This is a genomic window from Synechococcus sp. UW69 (assembly GCF_900474185.1).
In the GTDB taxonomy this organism is placed as follows: Bacteria; Cyanobacteriota; Cyanobacteriia; order PCC-6307; family Cyanobiaceae; genus Parasynechococcus.
The window spans coordinates 463,210-478,203 of sequence record NZ_UCNW01000009.1; the positions used below are offsets into that span (position 1 = coordinate 463,210).

The following is a 14,994-nucleotide window of genomic DNA, read 5'->3' on the forward strand; positions in this document are numbered from 1 at the left end:
GTTTTAATGCTCCCTAAAACAAACGTGGAGTTGAATCTCTGCAGAGACGCCGAGGCTTCGGGCTCGCTTGGGCCGGACTCTACAGGGCATGTCTGGCCCCTTGAGACCCTTGAGATAACAAGAGCCCTTGGCCGAATGCTGGCGAAGCAGCTTCCAAACGGAGCGATTCTTCTGCTGAGCGGCCCCCTGGGAGCCGGCAAAACATCTTTTGTTCAAGGTCTCGCGGAGGGCCTTGGGATCACCGAACCGATCACCAGCCCCACCTTTGCCCTGGCACAGCACTACCCCCAGGGAACACCGCAGCTGGTGCACCTCGATCTTTATCGCCTGGAGCAACCGGCTTCTGCCGATGAACTGTTTCTGCAAGAGGAAGAGGAAGCCCGCGCGGCAGGGGCATTAATGGCGGTGGAGTGGCCGGAACGGCTTGGCCTCGACCTACCGGAAGCCTGGTGGCTCAACCTGAGTCACCAGAACGAGGGCCGACTGGCTCAGCTCATCCCACCAAGAAACGTCTCTACCTGAGCCTGCGTGGGCTGCGGATCTATCCCACCGGCACCACCACAGACCAACGCACCACAGGCGGCCGCAAAACGGATGCGCTCATGGGGCGCTGCATCCCACCGGTGCAACAGACCGGCTGTAAAAGCATCGCCTGCACCGGTGGTGTCCACGACGGTGGGGGGCTGAAAGGCGGACTGCCGGCCTGAGTCGTCCCCCAATTGCCAACGAACCGGGGCCGCGCCATCAGTGACCACCACATCCGGCCGCTGGGGCAGGGCCTGCTGAATCGCGCCGGGATCATCAGTGTTGAAAAACCAAAGAGCTTCCTCCCGCGCCAGCTTGATCAGAGCCGCTTGATCCAGGAGGGATTGAATCTCCGCCTTCGCCGCTGCGGACGGCCCCGCCCCGGGATCGGCATTGGGATCCCAAAACGTGGGACGCCAGTTCACATCTAGAGCAATCTCCGTGCCCTGGCTCCTGGCCTGACGAACGGCCGACAACAAAGCCGCGGCCGACGTTGATGCCGCCAATGACAGCGTGCCGATCAACAACCATCTGGCCTTGGGCAAAGCCGCGGGTTTTATAGCCTCATCGGCGAACCCTAGCCCTTGGTCCCCGGCAAAGCCTTGAAACTGCCGTTCACCATCCCGAGAACGGCGCACCAGCACAATGCGAGTTGGGCGCTCTGCATCTTGCTGCAACAGCGCGGTTTCTACACCCCGCTCTGCAAACAAGCTGATAAACGCCTCACCGATGGCGTCCTGTCCAAGGCGACCGGCAAAAGCCACGGGTGTGCCCAAACGTGCCAAGCCACAGGCCACATTTGCTGGAGCACCGCCCAGCCGATCGTCCACCGGTCGATCGACCGCCGGATCACCGCCGAGCGGACCCAGCCGATCGATCAAGGCTTCGCCAAAACAGAGCACGGTTCCGGGTTGAGAATTCACGGCGGTACTAATGCTGCTGTTCTTTCAAAATGCCAAACCTGTGGCTTTTCAGAAATGGCTCGTTTGTTGTGCGGTCCACAGCATTGCAACGTTCAACCTGGCGCCGGTTGAGAGAAGGACGATTACGCAATGTCTGATTCAGTAGATCGCTTGTGTTTAGAAGGATTATTAGCAATATTTCGCGTAGGTGATCACTAAGAAGATTTAATCGGTTTAAGTAGTTGATTGCCCTGGCTATTCCGGCCAGCTCCATTCTTAATGATCGTCGTGGCGATAATCCTTCTGGTTTTCTAGTCTTTGTTCCCACAAGGTAATCCAATGGAATGCCGATTATTTTCTCTAAAGACGTGCTAAAGGCAAGAAGAAGATTTTTGCGACTATACTTAATCCAATGGGTTCTGCATCCAGCTGCTGAAAGTCTTGCGTCTAAGGCTGGAAAATTCATGAGCTGTCCGCCAAGCTTTTTTTCTGGTGCTAAATCCGATATGATCTGACGGTCCAAGAAGTATTTAAATGATGTAATCCTGCGCGAGCTTCCCTTTAGGTTCTGGAGATAAAGGCTGGGATAAATTTCGCTAAGCGGCCGCGATACTAGTATTGCGTGGCAATTCCCTTTAAAAGGCTGAAGGATTTGCTGTAGCGATTTTGGATTTGTCTGACAAAAAAATTCACTTGATAAAAGTATAATTTTGTTTTTGCTATTTTTTTCCCGGGAGATGGCTTTTTCCAGGTCATGTAATAATGTTTTGGCGCGTATGTGGTAATAACTTATGCCTGAATTGAGTAGTTTTTTCTTGTTGATTTCAAGGGTGTCTTGGATGGCGGTTGAGCCAGTCTTCATGGGGCCACAGTGAAGAATCAATGTGCGAGTCATCATTCCGCCTCAGTCAATTTGCTTAAAAGAGATTCAATGATCTTCGCGTTGGCGGCAGGGAAGGCGTATTTCTCCAGGTCATCCGGTAACACCCAACGCACCTGCTGACTGGCGAGGGGCTGCGGCTTCCCTGACACCCAGGTGCAGAGATGCACCACGAAGCGAAGCTTCTTGTGGCTGTAGGCGTGATCAACGGTGATCAGTTCATCACCGACCGTCACAGCGATGCCGAGTTCCTCCTTCAGCTCGCGTGCGATGCAGGTTTCGATTGTTTCACCAACCTCTTGCTTTCCGCCGGGAAACTCCCACATGCCCCCCAGCAGACCTTCCTCCAGCCGCTGGTCGATCAACACCTCCCCCGCCGCGTTAACCACGACACCCACACCGATCACCTGGAAGGGCAGGGGCTTGGGGACGTCGGTCACGGGCCAGCGACGAGGATCGCCGGCAGCGTAGGCAGCACAGTGCACCTGCCAGGGGCATCGATTACAAGATGGAGAGCGCGGCGTGCAAACCGTGGCCCCCAGATCCATCAACGCCTGGTTGACATCCCGTGGCCGCACCGAATCGAGCAAGGCCTCGCTCCAGTACCAGAACAGGGGATCGTCGCGGGCCGGCGGCTGCGGATGGGCCGTCAACCGCGCCATCACCCGTTTGACGTTGCCATCCAAGATCGGCAGCGGAGCATTAAAGGCACTGGAGAGGATGCTGCCGGCAGTGGTGCGACCGATGCCCGGCAACGCCATCCAGCCCTCCAAGGTGCGGGGCCAAGGCCCGCCCACCAGCAACTGCGCCGCCTCATGCAGCCGGCGGGCCCGCGAGTAGTAGCCGAGGCCTTGCCACTGCAGCCGCACCTCATCCAGCGACGCCGCGGCCAGGGCTTCCACTGTGGGGAACGCCGCCATCCATCGCGTCCAGTAGGGGAGCGCCACCGCCAACTGGGTCTGCTGCAGCATCACCTCGGCGATCCAGATGCCATAGGGATCGAGGTGCTGCTCCGGCGCAGGGCGGCAACCACCGGGCAAGAGCTTCCAAGGGATCCCGCTGCGACCATGACTCTCCCACCAAATCAGCAAGGCTGTCGACAGGTCCGCAGCATCGGCCTCAATCAGCGCGCTCATGAGTTCGCGATTCGCGTCAAAACGCCGACATTCATCGCCGACATTCCTACGTTCAGCAGGCTCCAGCTGTCCACTGCCCACCATGGCCATGCGATCACCCACGAAGGCAGCGCTGCTCGTCGCCAGCGGTGTGGTGCTGAGCCTCAGCGGATGCGGGACAAAGCCAACCAAGCAGTTCCTCTCAATCCAAACCACCCGGATCGGCACGGCGACCTTCTCTCCCGGGATCGAAGCGATCAGCCCGCTGGAATCCACCAGCAATGTGGAGGTAAAGCCTCAAATTGATGGCACCGTGGTGCAGATCCTTGCCACCGCTGGCCAACCCGTCAAAGCGGGCCAGGTGATCCTGGTGCTCGACAACGTTCAGCAGAGTGCCGCGCTGGATGCGGCCCGCAGCGAAGCCCGCAAGGACAACCTCAATGCTGAACGCTACGAGTATCTCTACAAGCAAGGTGCCGTTTCAGTGAAGGAGCGGGATCGCTATGCCAACGAAGCGGTGAAGGCTGAGGACGAAGCCCGCTCGGATGCTGCGGAACTGGGCTACAAGTTCGTCCGCGCGCCAATCGACGGTGTGATCGGCGATCTGGATTCGGTGAAGCTCGGCGATTACGTCAAAACCGGGGAGACGATTACCGGCATCGTCGACAACTCCACCCTGTGGACGCTGATGGAGATTCCCGCCTCCGAGGCTTCAGCAGTGCAGGTGGGCCAAACGGTAAAGCTGGTCTCCCAGACCACACCAGCGGTGAGCGGTGAAGGCAAGGTCACCTTTGTATCGCCTTACTACGGCATCAGCGGCAGCAACAACGCCCCGAACACCCTGATGGTGAAAGCGGAGTTCCCCAACCTCACCGGACAGCTCAAAACCGGCCAGTTCGTGGCCTCCGAAATCATCACTGGAAACCAATCCAGCCTGGCGGTGCCGGTGCAGGCCGTGATGATGCAGGCCCAGCAACCCTTCGTCTACAAGGTTGTTCCCCTGAACAAGGCACTGCCCAAGATCAAAGCTTCAGCCAATGCCTCGGAGCAAGTGGTGAAAAAGCTGGAACGGCTGCCGGCCGACACTCCGATCGTGTTGCAGACCAAGGTGCAGCTCGGCGATTTGCAGGACAACGCCTACCCCGTGAAGGCCGGCCTGAACGCTGGTGATCAGGTGGCCATCAGCAACACCAGCCGCCTGCGCAGTGGCATGCCGGTGCAGGTGAAGAGCGGAGCCAACTGAAGCGATGTCTTTCTCCGACAACTTCATCAAGAAGCCGGTTCTCACCACGGTCTGCAGCATCCTGATCGTGCTGGTGGGGCTGATTGCGATCCCCACGCTGCCGATCGCCAACCTGCCCAACATCGCCGATCCGCTAATCCAGGTGAGCGCGACGTATGCCGGTGCTAACGCCGAAGTCACCGAGCAAGCGGTGACCAACCCGATCGAGCAACAGATCAATGGGGTGCCCGGGGTGGCTTACATCGCCTCCACCAGCGACATGACGGGCTCCAGCTCGATCAACGTCTACTTCGATCAGACGACCGATATCGATATCGACCAGGTGAACGTGCAGAACCGGGTCTCCCTGGCGTCGCCGCAACTGCCGGAGCAGGTCTCGGCCACCGGGGTCTCGGTGAAGCAGAGCAACCCCTCGATTCTGCTGGCCTACGAGATCAGTTCATCGGAGGGCCAGTACGACGCGGCCTACCTCAACGGCCTGGTCTACGAACAGCTCTATTACCCCCTATCGCGCGTTGAAGGCGTAGCCACGGTGAGCGTGATTGGTGGAGCCAACCCCGCCTTCTGGCTGTTCGTCGATCCCGACAAACTCGCCGCCAACCAGCTCACCGCAGAGGAGGTTCTCAATGCTGTGGGATCCCAGAACAGCTTGGCGGTGGGGGGGCTGGTGGGAGGGCCTCCGGCATCCGGGGATCAGGCGTACACCTACCCGATCGTGGTGGAGAACAACGGCAACCTCACCTCCCTAGAAGACTTCAACAACCTGATTGTCAACCGCTCCCCCTCGGGCAACCTGCTCAAACTCGAGGACGTGGGCGAGGTGCGCTACGGCACCAACAGTTTCGCCGTACAGGGCATCGACAAGAACGGCCATGAGGCGCTGACCCTGGCGATCTATCAAACCCCGGCCAGCAACGCCCTGGATGTGTCCAATGCGGTGATGGCACAACTCGATCAGTTCCGCAGCCTCGTTCCCCCCGGGGTGACGGTGAATCAGATCTATGACATCGGCCAGTTCATCGAGGCTTCGGTGGATGGGGTGATTGATGCCCTGGGTCTCGCCATCGTGCTGGTGCTGGTGATCCTGTTTCTGTTCCTGCAGAACTGGCGCGCCACGGTGGTGCCCAGCCTGGCCATCCCGATCTCGCTGATCGGCACCTTTGCCTTCCTGAAGGTGTTCGGCTTCTCGATCAACCAACTCACACTGCTGGGGTTGGTGTTGGCGACGGGTCTGGTGGTGGACGACGCCATCGTGGTGATCGAGGCCGTGTCTACCAACATCGAGCAGGGGATGAAGCCCCGCGAGGCAGCCCTAGCCTGCATGGGCGAGTTGTTCGGTGCCCTGTTGGCGACCGCACTTGTGCTGATGGCGGTGTTTGTTCCCGTGGCCTTTTACCCCGGAGGTATCGGCATCATCTACAAGCAGTTCGCCCTGACGATCGCCTTCTCGATCGCCATTTCGGCCTTCAACGCCCTCAGCTTCTCGCCGATGCTCTCGGGTTTGATCCTGCCCCGGGAGAAACCCCCCGAACCGCGAGGTCGCGCCTGGATTGTTGTGGGTGTGATCGTGGGTCTGGCCTTCGGGCGGTTCAGTGCCGCGGCCTTCGGCAGCTGGACCTATCTGGCCGGCGTGGGCATCGGTGCGCTCGCCGGAGCCAACCTGCCGCGCATTTTCACGGCATTCAATGCCGGCTTTGACCGGCTACAGCGGGCCTACGCCGCCCTGCTCACCCGGGTGATCGCCCTACGCCAGCTGATCCTCGGCGGCTTGGCCGTAGGCATCGTGCTGACCGGCTTCGCCTTCACAGCCCTGCCCACCGCCTTCATCCCCGATGAAGACCAGGGCTACGGCCTGGGCATCTTCCAACTCCAGAACGGCGCCTCTCTGGTGGAAACCAAAAAGCTCGGCATGCAAATCGCCAAGGTGCTCAGCGAGGAAGACGACGTGGCCAATGCCGGAATCATCAGCGGCTCCGGCTTCAACGGCTCCAGCCCTGATCAAGGCTTCTTCTTCTTCGGGTTGAGGCCCCTGGAGGAGCGCAAAGGAGCCAGCCACAGCTCCGACGCGATCATCAAGCGCTTGAACACCAAGTTGATTCAGCTAAGCGAAGGGCTGGCGGCGGCATCAGGGCCGCCAGCGGTGCCGGGTTTCTCATCTCAAGGCGGTTTTTACTTCCAGTTCAACGACCTCAGCAACGGCCAGTACAGCCTCAATGAACTGTCGGATCTGGCTGATCAACTGATCAAGGAGGGAAATGCCAGCGGTGATTTCTCCACGCTCTACACCCAGTTCAACCCCAGCTCTCCGGCCGTCGGCCTGTCGGTGAACCGCGATGTGATAGGGGCTTTGAACGTCGACTATCAGGAGGCGATGGACAGCATCGCCGCTCTCACTGGCGGCAACTACTCCGGGCTCACCTATGAGAGTGGTCAGGTGCGCAGCATCTACGTGCAGGGCACACCGGATCAACGCCAGACCATCGAAGACGTGCTGAGTTACTACGTGCGTGATCGCGATGGCGGGCTGGTGCAGGTGTCGCAGTTCGCCTCGGCTGAACTGAGCAGTGCGCCGCCGGTGATCAGCCACTACAACCTCAACCGCACCGTGCTGATCCAAGGAGCAGAAGCGATCGGCAAGAGCAGTGGTCAGGCCCTGGCCAAGATTCAGGCGCTGTTCAATGCTGCCGACTTCACCAACATCGGCTCCGCCTTCACCGGACTGGCAGAGCTGCAACTTTCCGCCGGTAACGCCAGCGTTTTGGTGTTCGGCCTGGGCGTGCTGATTGTGTACCTGGTGCTCTCCGCCCAGTACGAGAGCTACATCACGCCCGTAATCATCCTGGCCACGGTGCCCCTGGCCATGCTCGGTGCCCTGGCCTTCCTGGCCATCCGTTCGATCGACCTGAACATTTATGCCCAGGTGGGCCTGGTGACCCTGATCGGCCTCGCGGCCAAGAACGGAATCCTGATCGTGGAGGTGGCAGAGCAGAAGCTGGAGCAGGGCATGAGCATCACCGAGGCGGCGGTGCAGTCGGCCGAATCACGGCTGCGACCGATCCTGATGACGGCCATTGCCGCCCTGGCGGGCTTCCTCCCCCTGGTGGTGGCCAATGGCGCCGGCGCCCACAGCCAGCAATCCCTGGGCACCGTGATCTTCGGTGGTCTGGTGGTGGCCACCGTGCTGTCGCTTGGAGTTGTGCCGCCGGTGTATGTGCTGGTGAAAAACCTCGAAGAGCGGCTGTTCACTCGCCAAGATGCACCGGCGCAGCAAGCCAAGGCGTGAGCCCGAGCAACAACCTCTGGAGTTGGAACAGCCACAGCATCGGCTGGTCGCTGATGGGTGATCCCAACGCGGACGAGGCGGTGCTCCTGATCCATGGCTTCGGTGCCAACACCAACCACTGGCGCTTCAACCAACCGGTGCTGGCCCTACAGGCGCCCACCTATGCCATCGACCTGCTCGGGTTCGGCGCCAGCGACCAACCCCGGGCCCGCTTGAAGGATGAACCCGTCAGAGCGGATGCGGTTCATTACGGATTTGATCTATGGGGTGAGCAAGTCGCCGACTTCTGCCGTGAGGTAATCGAGCGACCGGTTCGACTGGTGGGTAATTCGATCGGGGGGGTAGTGGCCCTGCGGGCGGCGCAACTGCTTGGGGACCGATGCCGTGGCGTGGTGTTGATCGACTGCGCCCAACGCTTGATGGATGACAAGCAACTGGCCACGCAACCGGCTTGGATGGCTTGGTTCCGACCCCTCCTGAAAACCATGGTGCGGCAGCGCTGGCTGAGTACAGCGCTGTTCCGCAATGCCGCCCGCCCCGGCGTGATCTGCAGCGTGCTGAAGCAGGCTTATCCCAGTGGCGGCAACATCGACGACGCACTGATCCAACTTCTGTTTCAGCCCACCCAGCGTGAAGGTGCCGCCGAAGCCTTCCGCGGCTTCATCAACCTGTTCGACGACTATCTGGCCCCTCAACTGATGGAAGAGCTGAACCTTCCCGTGGATCTGATCTGGGGTGAGCACGATCCTTGGGAGCCTTTACCGGAGGCACAACAGTGGAGCGAGACCATCGCCTGCGTGCGCTCGCTCACGGTGATTTCTGGAGCCGGGCACTGTCCCCATGACGAAATGCCTGAGCTCACTAATAAAAATCTCTTGAAACTGTTGGCTTGATTGCCGACACCTCAGCTGGCTTCAATCTTGAACTAGCAATCTTTGTCAGTATTTCTTTTTCACTAGCCAGGCCTGTGACTGACGAGTGAATCCTGTCCCGATTCCCGGAAGGAGCTGGGTGAGATGTCAGCTGACGGGCCGCAGTAGCGGCTCTCTCTCATGAATACGACTTGTCAATTCATTTTTACGGGTCCATAAATCTCTGTACCAAGTCTCTTGTTTATGTACTAGGTCTGCTTGCATCCTGTTCTGAGCAACCCATTGCTGTCCTTTTTTGCCGAGCAAGCGGGCCTTATCTGGATCCTGTTGCCAAGCATGCATGATCTCAAGTAAATCACTTTCGTTATTGAAAAGTTCTGCCGGTAGTCCCTGAGCAACCGTCTCTGCATAAACCGTGGGACTAGCCAAAATTGCAACTCCAAGGCCAGCTGCTTCGATAGCCGAGAGGTCAGATTTGAATCGATTGAAAGATGTGTCAGCTAATGGCAGAAAAATAATGTCAGCTTTGTTGAGAACGTGTCGATATCTGGTGAGATTACATGTTGGAGTAAAGGTTTTCTGGTTACTTGGGAGATTGATTTTTTCATGAAAATGTTTGTCGTGAATTGTCAAGACCTCCCATGAATTGGGTGACTCTGTGAATACTTTGTTGAGAGCTGGTATCCATGGAGCCCAGTCGACTTGGCGATTTAAGGACCCAAAGAATAGCCGGAGACGCTCTCCATAGGCTTTTTTAGGCTTATTCATTCCAAGCGATTCAAGGTTGTTGGGTACTATGAAAATCTCGGGATTGTGGTTCTGGATTTCAGCTGCAATCTGGTGAGTTGAGGTCTGTATGGCATGCACGCTCCGGAAGGCAAAATAGTCTTGTTTGGACCACTCTTTGAGATTGGGGTCGTCATCAATATCTGCGATCACAACGTAACCCTGATTGACCAAGATTTTTAGATTTTCAATATGAAATTCTTCATCTCTCTTTGGCGTTGGACGCTGCCACAAAATAATGCGTGGTGTTGTATTTTTTATTGGCAACAAGTCAATCTTGGGGCCTGATATCACTTTAATTTTGGGCACAGATGTAAGATTTTTTGAAGGGTTAATTAGTCGAACATCTGCGTGGCTGGGGAAGTTCTTTAGTGTTGTCAAGATATTGATTCTTAAGGGCTCTCTTGGATATTTTCCTGCGCGGATAACGTATTGCATGGGCGATGAGCCTTGGAGGAAATCAGCTGGTTTGATGCCGAATGAGTCCAATGCAGGCTTGAGTCGGTTGGTGAACTCTTTGGCCTTATCGGCTTGAAAGATGCGTGGGTGCCAGTCGTGAAGGTGTAGTCCTGCGTCTTGGATCATGGCTTCGATTCCCTTGCGCGTGAACCAGCGCAGGTGGGTGCGATCGAATAAGCCTTCATCCCGCAATGGCCAGTCTCCGTTCAAAAGCTCCAGCAGGACGCTCCAGTGTTGAACATTGGGAATGCAGGCCAGCAGCACGCCGTCGTCACTTAGTAATTGGCTTTGTCGCTTGAGGCATGTCCATGGATCTCGCAGATGCTCAAGAACATCGCCGTAAATCAGGCAATCCAGAGGCGCGCAGGCTGGGACATTCAGTGAAGGATCCTCAACATCACCTTGTACCACATGGTCAAGCACCTTCCTGGCTTCTGCTGCAGGTTGGACCATGGCTTCAATTCCGAGGTAGCACACCTTGGGTTGCCGCTTTTTGAATGCTGCTCCAAGCGCTCCACTGCCGCAGCCCACTTCAAGGACTGTTTTTGATGTCAAAGGGATACGGTCCAAAAGGTCCCGATTGACCCTCTGAAAATAGTTGAGCTTTTCCAAAATGAATTGAGAGAGGGCCTGACGGCTTTGCAAGGTTGCCACAAGATTCAGAGATCCGGCTCATGAATGCATCAAGTGATCGATCGATACTGTTCCAGTGGCCCTCTATGAAGTAGCTGTCTCCTCAGAGAATTCTTCGATTATCTTTATAAATCTTTTGGATTGTACTAAGATTTATTGGGGTTAAGAAGAGCAAGTAATGGCTGATCGATTCCCCCTTTACTCTTGCTTGGCTGATTTTAATCACTGTGATTCTCTCTCTCTTGAAAGTGAGTAGATTTGCCAGATTCTTTCGATTAAGGTTTTGAATTCTAAAGTTAATGTCAATAGTTTAGTTGTTTCAGGCATTTATGGTCAGTCTGATCGCGCGACTGAGAGGCAGTTAGATAGTCAACACTTAGAAGGCGTATAAAATATTGCCATGCCATACTTGATCTCAATAATCTTTCAGGAGGCGACGTAGGCCTCCACCTGATCGCTGACCCGGCGCAGACCCGCTAAACCATCACGCTCGAGATTGCGAACACGGTCACGACTCATGCCAAGAATCCGGCCAATGCCGGTAAGGCTCATCGGGTCTTCCCCATCCATGCCGTAACGCATCCGCAGCACCTGCTCTTGAAGGTGGGGCAGCTGGCCCAGCAGGCTGCGCAGATCACCTTTCAAGCAATCCTCTTCCACCTGATCGCTGGGCAGATCACCATCGCCGGAGAGCAGTTCAAGCAGTTCGGTGTCGTCACCGTCGCCGACTTTCATCTCCAAGCTCACGGGCTGACGGGCGCGACACATCAGATCCTTGACGTCGTCTTCCGGCAGCTCGACGTACTCAGCCAGCTCGATGACGGTGGGGGTGCGACCCAGCTCTTGGCTCAGCTCCCGCTGCCCCTTCTTGAGCTTGTTCAGCATCTCAGTGATGTGAATCGGTAGCCGAATCGTGCGGCTCTTTTCGGCGATGGCCCGCGTAATGCCCTGACGGATCCACCAGTAGGCATAGGTGGAGAACTTGTAGCCCCTGGTGGGATCAAACTTTTCAACCCCACGCACCAGGCCGATGGTTCCTTCCTGAATTAGATCCAGGAGCTCCATATTCCGCTTGGTGTATTTCTTAGCGACGCTCACCACCAGCCTTAGGTTGGCGGCCACCATGCGCTCTTTAGCGCGGCGGCCGTGCTGAAGCTTGCGCTTGAGCTGCACTGAGGAAAGCCCCGAGGCCTTCGCCAGCTGATCTCGACTGGGCTTCTCACCTTCCTTGCTCTCCAGCTCAGACTCGATGGTCTCGATGTCCATTAACTCCTGGACTTGACGCCCGAGAGTGATCTCCTGCTCATGGGTGAGAAGGGGGACCCGGCCGATGTCTCGCAAATAAGAGCGAACCAGGTCGACGTCTGCCGTGACGGTTTTCGCAGCAGTTTTTGGCCTGGGATTAGCGGTCGCTGCCGGAGACATGTCGCTTCTTTGAGTTATGTAAAGAGTACTCCTAAGAAACGTAAACACACTCTCAGAAAACGCCCATAGCAAAGAATTGGGTAGAAATACCTGTGGCCTGAACCAGCTGCGGCAGGTGGACCAACAGCCACCCCGCCGTCTTCAAGTAGATCAGCGTGCCTGCCACATCAGTACAGGTGGTGATGAAGGGCGTGGACATCAAGGCCGGATCCAGACCCATGCGATCGAACAGCAGTGGAAACGCCGCTCCGGCGGTAGCCGCCAAGGTGGTGATCGCCAGCAGGCTCATCCCCACCGACAGACCCACCAAAGCGCTTTCACCTCTCCACCAAGCAAAAGGAACCACCAACAACATCATCAAGACACCCAGCAACGCCCCCGCCATGGCTTCGCGGGTAATCGCCCGCAAGGGTCCGAGGCTGGTGATGCTCTGGGTGCTCAAGCCACGGATCACCACCGTGGAGCTCTGGGCCCCCACATTGCCGCCGGTGCCACCGAGCAAGGGGATGAACGCCGCCAGCAAAACCACCTTCTGCAGCACGTCTTCATTAGCGGCAATCACTTCCGAGGTGAAGAAGCTGGCGAGCACCAGCACCGCTAACCACACCACCCGGCGCCGAGCGACGGTGAACAGGTTGCTGCTGAAGTAGTCGTCGTCATCACCGGCCTGAACCGCCCCGGCGGCGTACAGATCGCGGGTGGCCTCCTGCTCGATCACATCGATCACGTCATCCACCGTGACGATGCCCACCAGACGCTGCTCCAGATCCACCACAGGAACGGCGAGGAAGTCGTAACGCTGGATCGTGCGAGCCACCTTCTCCTGATCGGTGTCGGTGCTGACGCTGAGCACTTCCTCCGTCATCACATCGCCGATGCGAGCCTTGGGGTCTGCCGTCACCAGATCCCTGAGCGACAGGATGCCGGTGAGGCGGCGTTCCGCATCCGTTACATACAGGGAATAAATCGTTTCGGTGTCGCGGGCGCGGCGGCGCACCATTTCCAACGCCACAGCCGCCGTCTGGTTTTCCTTCAGGGCGATGTACTCGGTCGTCATCAAGCGACCGGCCGTCTCAGAGCGGTAACCCAGCAATTCAGCGGTCACCTTGCGCTCATCCGGGCTGAGTTCGCTGAGCAGCTGGCGCACCACCTTGGCCGGCAGTTCCTCAAACAAGCGGGCGCGATCATCCGGCGACATTTCCTCCACCACCTCCCGCATCTCACCGGAGCGCAGCAGGCTCAACAGGCTCTGCTGGGTGGCGGTGTCGAGGTACTCATAAACACTGATGGCTTCGTCTTTGCTGAGCAGCCGAAAGGCAATGGCCTGCAGGTTGGCTGGCAGCGCGCCGATCGCTTCAGCGATATCGACCGGCTGAAGCGGTTCCAGCAGCAGTTTCACCGCGTCGTAGTTCCCCGCCTGAAGCATGGCGGTGAGTTCATGGGTGACTGCTTCGGCCAGCATCTCGTGCTCCACCGTCACGCCGCCGCTCAACCCCGATGCCTCCGTCATGCCCCTCCGGCCGGGAGCCCAGTCTATGGCCGTTACATCCGGTTAACGTCAGCTCTCCATCAGTGTTCAACCATGGCGATCAGCGTCAGCTCTGTCTCCGTCACCACCCCCGACGGCAGCAGCAAATCCCTGGGCGACTACGCCGGCAAGGTGCTGCTGATCGTGAACGTGGCCAGCCGCTGTGGCTTCACCAAGCAGTACGCCGGCCTTCAGGCCCTGAACGAGGCCTACGCCGCAAAGGGTCTAGCCGTTCTGGGTTTCCCCTGCAACGACTTCGGCGCCCAGGAGCCCGGCAGCCTCGACGAGATCAAGAGCTTCTGCTCCACCACCTACGGCGCCGACTTCGAGCTGTTTGAGAAGGTGCACGCCAAGGGCAGCACCACAGAGCCCTACACCACCCTCAATCAGATGGATCCCGCCGGTGATGTGGAGTGGAACTTCGAGAAGTTCCTGGTGGGCAAAGACGGCACAGTGATCGCCCGCTTCAAGAGCGGCGTCACCCCCGAAGACCTCAAGTCGGCGATTGAGGCGGCTCTGGCGGCTTGAGTCTCTGTTGATTCGCACACTCCCGCCAGGGGGTGTGCAGCAGCGATGACCAGAAGCTGAAACTGAGTGACGACTGATTCAGCCAGCCCTTGAGATCCAGGATCATCGGCTCATGGCTCAGGAGCATTTTGTTGATCCATTCCCTGCGCTTCGGGTCCTGATCAAGACGGTTGGCTGGAACCAAAGGAAATGGCAGGGGTTTGTAGCTCTGAGAAAAAAAGCGGTTGAACAGTGACTGCTCTAAGAGATTTGCTTGCGGCATTGTTTTTCTTTTCCTCTCTGCCTCCTTGAGAAATGAATGTCGCCCCTGAACGAAAGCATCATGGCGTCGTATCCGGTCCAGATTCATCAGGCACACACCCATTCGGAAATAACGTTCTCGTGAGGTTCTGAGCCAGTCGTAATAGGCCTGGGGATGAGGTTTTCCCCCCTGGAAGGCACTGAGGCAGCTTCGCCCGAGATCAAGTTTCCAAATCCGTCGGATGTCGAGGAGGACCTGCAGATCGCAGTCGAGCAAGATGCAGCGCCTGAGCTTGGGCAGGTAGTCAGGAATCCATGCTCGCCAAACAATTGCAGGAGAAAAATGACCGTCCAGTTGCATGGCCAGCTGATGGGCTTCAGGGACAGCTTCAGCCGGATGAAACCGAAGTCGGTCGCCGGTCTGCATTGAGCGACGCAAGTGACGGCGAGTTTTGCGTGTGACCGACTCATCGGCGATGACATGAACGGTGATGCCAGCAGAGGTGCGCTGCCGTATTGAGCTGTACGTCGCAGCTAGTGCCATCGGATATGGGGATTGATCATCCCTTTGGAAT

The 14,994-nt window shown here is 57.6% G+C and carries 12 protein-coding genes; 5 read left to right on the forward strand and 7 right to left on the reverse strand.

Translation table 11 applies throughout. The annotated features are described in order from the left end of the window. The first annotated feature begins 6 nt into the window (after nucleotides 1-6). A complete protein-coding gene (gene tsaE / locus DXY29_RS09950; RefSeq protein WP_115025045.1) occupies nucleotides 7-522 on the forward strand; it encodes a tRNA (adenosine(37)-N6)-threonylcarbamoyltransferase complex ATPase subunit type 1 TsaE in 516 nt (171 codons plus the stop codon). On the opposite strand, the gene DXY29_RS09955 is transcribed toward tsaE, so the two are convergent. The 3 genes from DXY29_RS09955 to mutT are packed head-to-tail and all read right to left on the reverse strand — an operon-like array spanning nucleotide 489 to nucleotide 3,443. Continuing rightward, complete coding sequence (locus DXY29_RS09955) at nucleotides 489-1,448, reverse strand: carbohydrate kinase (protein WP_170952183.1); 960 nt, start codon at nucleotides 1,446-1,448, stop codon at nucleotides 489-491. The two genes, tsaE and DXY29_RS09955, sit on opposite strands and share 34 nt — an antisense overlap. Before the next feature lie 7 nt (nucleotides 1,449-1,455). Beyond that, the gene (locus DXY29_RS13080) at nucleotides 1,456-2,322 is read right to left on the reverse strand and encodes a hypothetical protein (protein ID WP_136987750.1); all 867 of its coding nucleotides are present in this window, start codon (nucleotides 2,320-2,322) and stop codon (nucleotides 1,456-1,458) included. Further along, the gene (mutT, locus tag DXY29_RS09960; protein ID WP_115025047.1) at nucleotides 2,322-3,443 is read right to left on the reverse strand and encodes an 8-oxo-dGTP diphosphatase MutT; all 1,122 of its coding nucleotides are present in this window, start codon (nucleotides 3,441-3,443) and stop codon (nucleotides 2,322-2,324) included. The genes DXY29_RS13080 and mutT overlap by 1 nt, the downstream gene beginning before the upstream one ends. A gap of 88 nt (nucleotides 3,444-3,531) precedes the next feature. Between mutT and DXY29_RS09965 the strand changes: the two genes are divergently transcribed. The 3 genes from DXY29_RS09965 to DXY29_RS09975 are packed head-to-tail and all read left to right on the forward strand — an operon-like array spanning nucleotide 3,532 to nucleotide 8,841. Continuing rightward, the gene (locus DXY29_RS09965) at nucleotides 3,532-4,665 is read left to right on the forward strand and encodes an efflux RND transporter periplasmic adaptor subunit (RefSeq protein WP_115025048.1); all 1,134 of its coding nucleotides are present in this window, start codon (nucleotides 3,532-3,534) and stop codon (nucleotides 4,663-4,665) included. Between the two features lie 4 nt (nucleotides 4,666-4,669). Beyond that, complete coding sequence (locus DXY29_RS09970; RefSeq protein WP_115024848.1) at nucleotides 4,670-7,948, forward strand: efflux RND transporter permease subunit; 3,279 nt, start codon at nucleotides 4,670-4,672, stop codon at nucleotides 7,946-7,948. Between the two features lie 53 nt (nucleotides 7,949-8,001). After that, nucleotides 8,002-8,841 carry an alpha/beta fold hydrolase gene (locus DXY29_RS09975; RefSeq protein ID WP_115025049.1) on the forward strand — a complete coding sequence of 280 codons (840 nt, stop codon included), beginning with the start codon at nucleotides 8,002-8,004 and terminating at the stop codon, nucleotides 8,839-8,841. Nucleotides 8,842-8,967: 126 nt separating this feature from the next. Here the strand turns inward: DXY29_RS09975 and DXY29_RS09980 are convergent, their stop codons facing one another. From DXY29_RS09980 to mgtE, 3 genes are all read right to left on the reverse strand, one after another. Further along, nucleotides 8,968-10,719 (reverse strand): methyltransferase domain-containing protein, encoded by a 1,752-nt coding sequence (locus tag DXY29_RS09980; RefSeq protein ID WP_170952184.1) that lies wholly within the window; start codon nucleotides 10,717-10,719, stop codon nucleotides 8,968-8,970. Nucleotides 10,720-11,124: 405 nt separating this feature from the next. After that, entirely contained in the window at nucleotides 11,125-12,123 is a 999-nt protein-coding gene (locus DXY29_RS09985; protein WP_115024850.1) for an RpoD/SigA family RNA polymerase sigma factor, read from the reverse strand. Nucleotides 12,124-12,175: 52 nt separating this feature from the next. Then, nucleotides 12,176-13,633, reverse strand: a complete 1,458-nt coding sequence (gene mgtE, locus DXY29_RS09990) for a magnesium transporter (RefSeq protein ID WP_115024851.1) — start codon at nucleotides 13,631-13,633, stop codon at nucleotides 12,176-12,178. A 72-nt stretch (nucleotides 13,634-13,705) separates the two neighbouring features. Between mgtE and DXY29_RS09995 the strand changes: the two genes are divergently transcribed. Next, complete coding sequence (locus DXY29_RS09995; protein WP_115024852.1) at nucleotides 13,706-14,179, forward strand: glutathione peroxidase; 474 nt, start codon at nucleotides 13,706-13,708, stop codon at nucleotides 14,177-14,179. Here DXY29_RS09995 and DXY29_RS10000 read toward each other — a convergent pair. After that, nucleotides 14,145-14,963, reverse strand: coding sequence for a glycosyltransferase (locus tag DXY29_RS10000; RefSeq protein ID WP_170952185.1), 819 nt, complete (start codon nucleotides 14,961-14,963; stop codon nucleotides 14,145-14,147). The two genes, DXY29_RS09995 and DXY29_RS10000, sit on opposite strands and share 35 nt — an antisense overlap. Between the last annotated feature and the right edge of the window lie 31 nt (nucleotides 14,964-14,994).

What these genes read in the sequence shown, in the direction of transcription:
- tsaE (WP_115025045.1), top strand. Translation starts at nt 7, where the DNA reads ATGCTCCCTAAAACAAACGTGGAGTTGAATCTCTGCAGAGACGCCGAG.
- DXY29_RS13080 (WP_136987750.1), bottom strand. Translation starts at nt 2,322, where the DNA reads ATGACTCGCACATTGATTCTTCACTGTGGCCCCATGAAGACTGGCTCA.
- mutT (WP_115025047.1), bottom strand. Translation starts at nt 3,443, where the DNA reads ATGAGCGCGCTGATTGAGGCCGATGCTGCGGACCTGTCGACAGCCTTG.
- DXY29_RS09965 (WP_115025048.1), top strand. Translation starts at nt 3,532, where the DNA reads ATGCGATCACCCACGAAGGCAGCGCTGCTCGTCGCCAGCGGTGTGGTG.
- DXY29_RS09970 (WP_115024848.1), top strand. Translation starts at nt 4,670, where the DNA reads ATGTCTTTCTCCGACAACTTCATCAAGAAGCCGGTTCTCACCACGGTC.
- DXY29_RS09975 (WP_115025049.1), top strand. Translation starts at nt 8,002, where the DNA reads ATGGGTGATCCCAACGCGGACGAGGCGGTGCTCCTGATCCATGGCTTC.
- DXY29_RS09985 (WP_115024850.1), bottom strand. Translation starts at nt 12,123, where the DNA reads ATGTCTCCGGCAGCGACCGCTAATCCCAGGCCAAAAACTGCTGCGAAA.
- mgtE (WP_115024851.1), bottom strand. Translation starts at nt 13,633, where the DNA reads ATGACGGAGGCATCGGGGTTGAGCGGCGGCGTGACGGTGGAGCACGAG.
- DXY29_RS09995 (WP_115024852.1), top strand. Translation starts at nt 13,706, where the DNA reads ATGGCGATCAGCGTCAGCTCTGTCTCCGTCACCACCCCCGACGGCAGC.
- DXY29_RS10000 (WP_170952185.1), bottom strand. Translation starts at nt 14,963, where the DNA reads ATGGCACTAGCTGCGACGTACAGCTCAATACGGCAGCGCACCTCTGCT.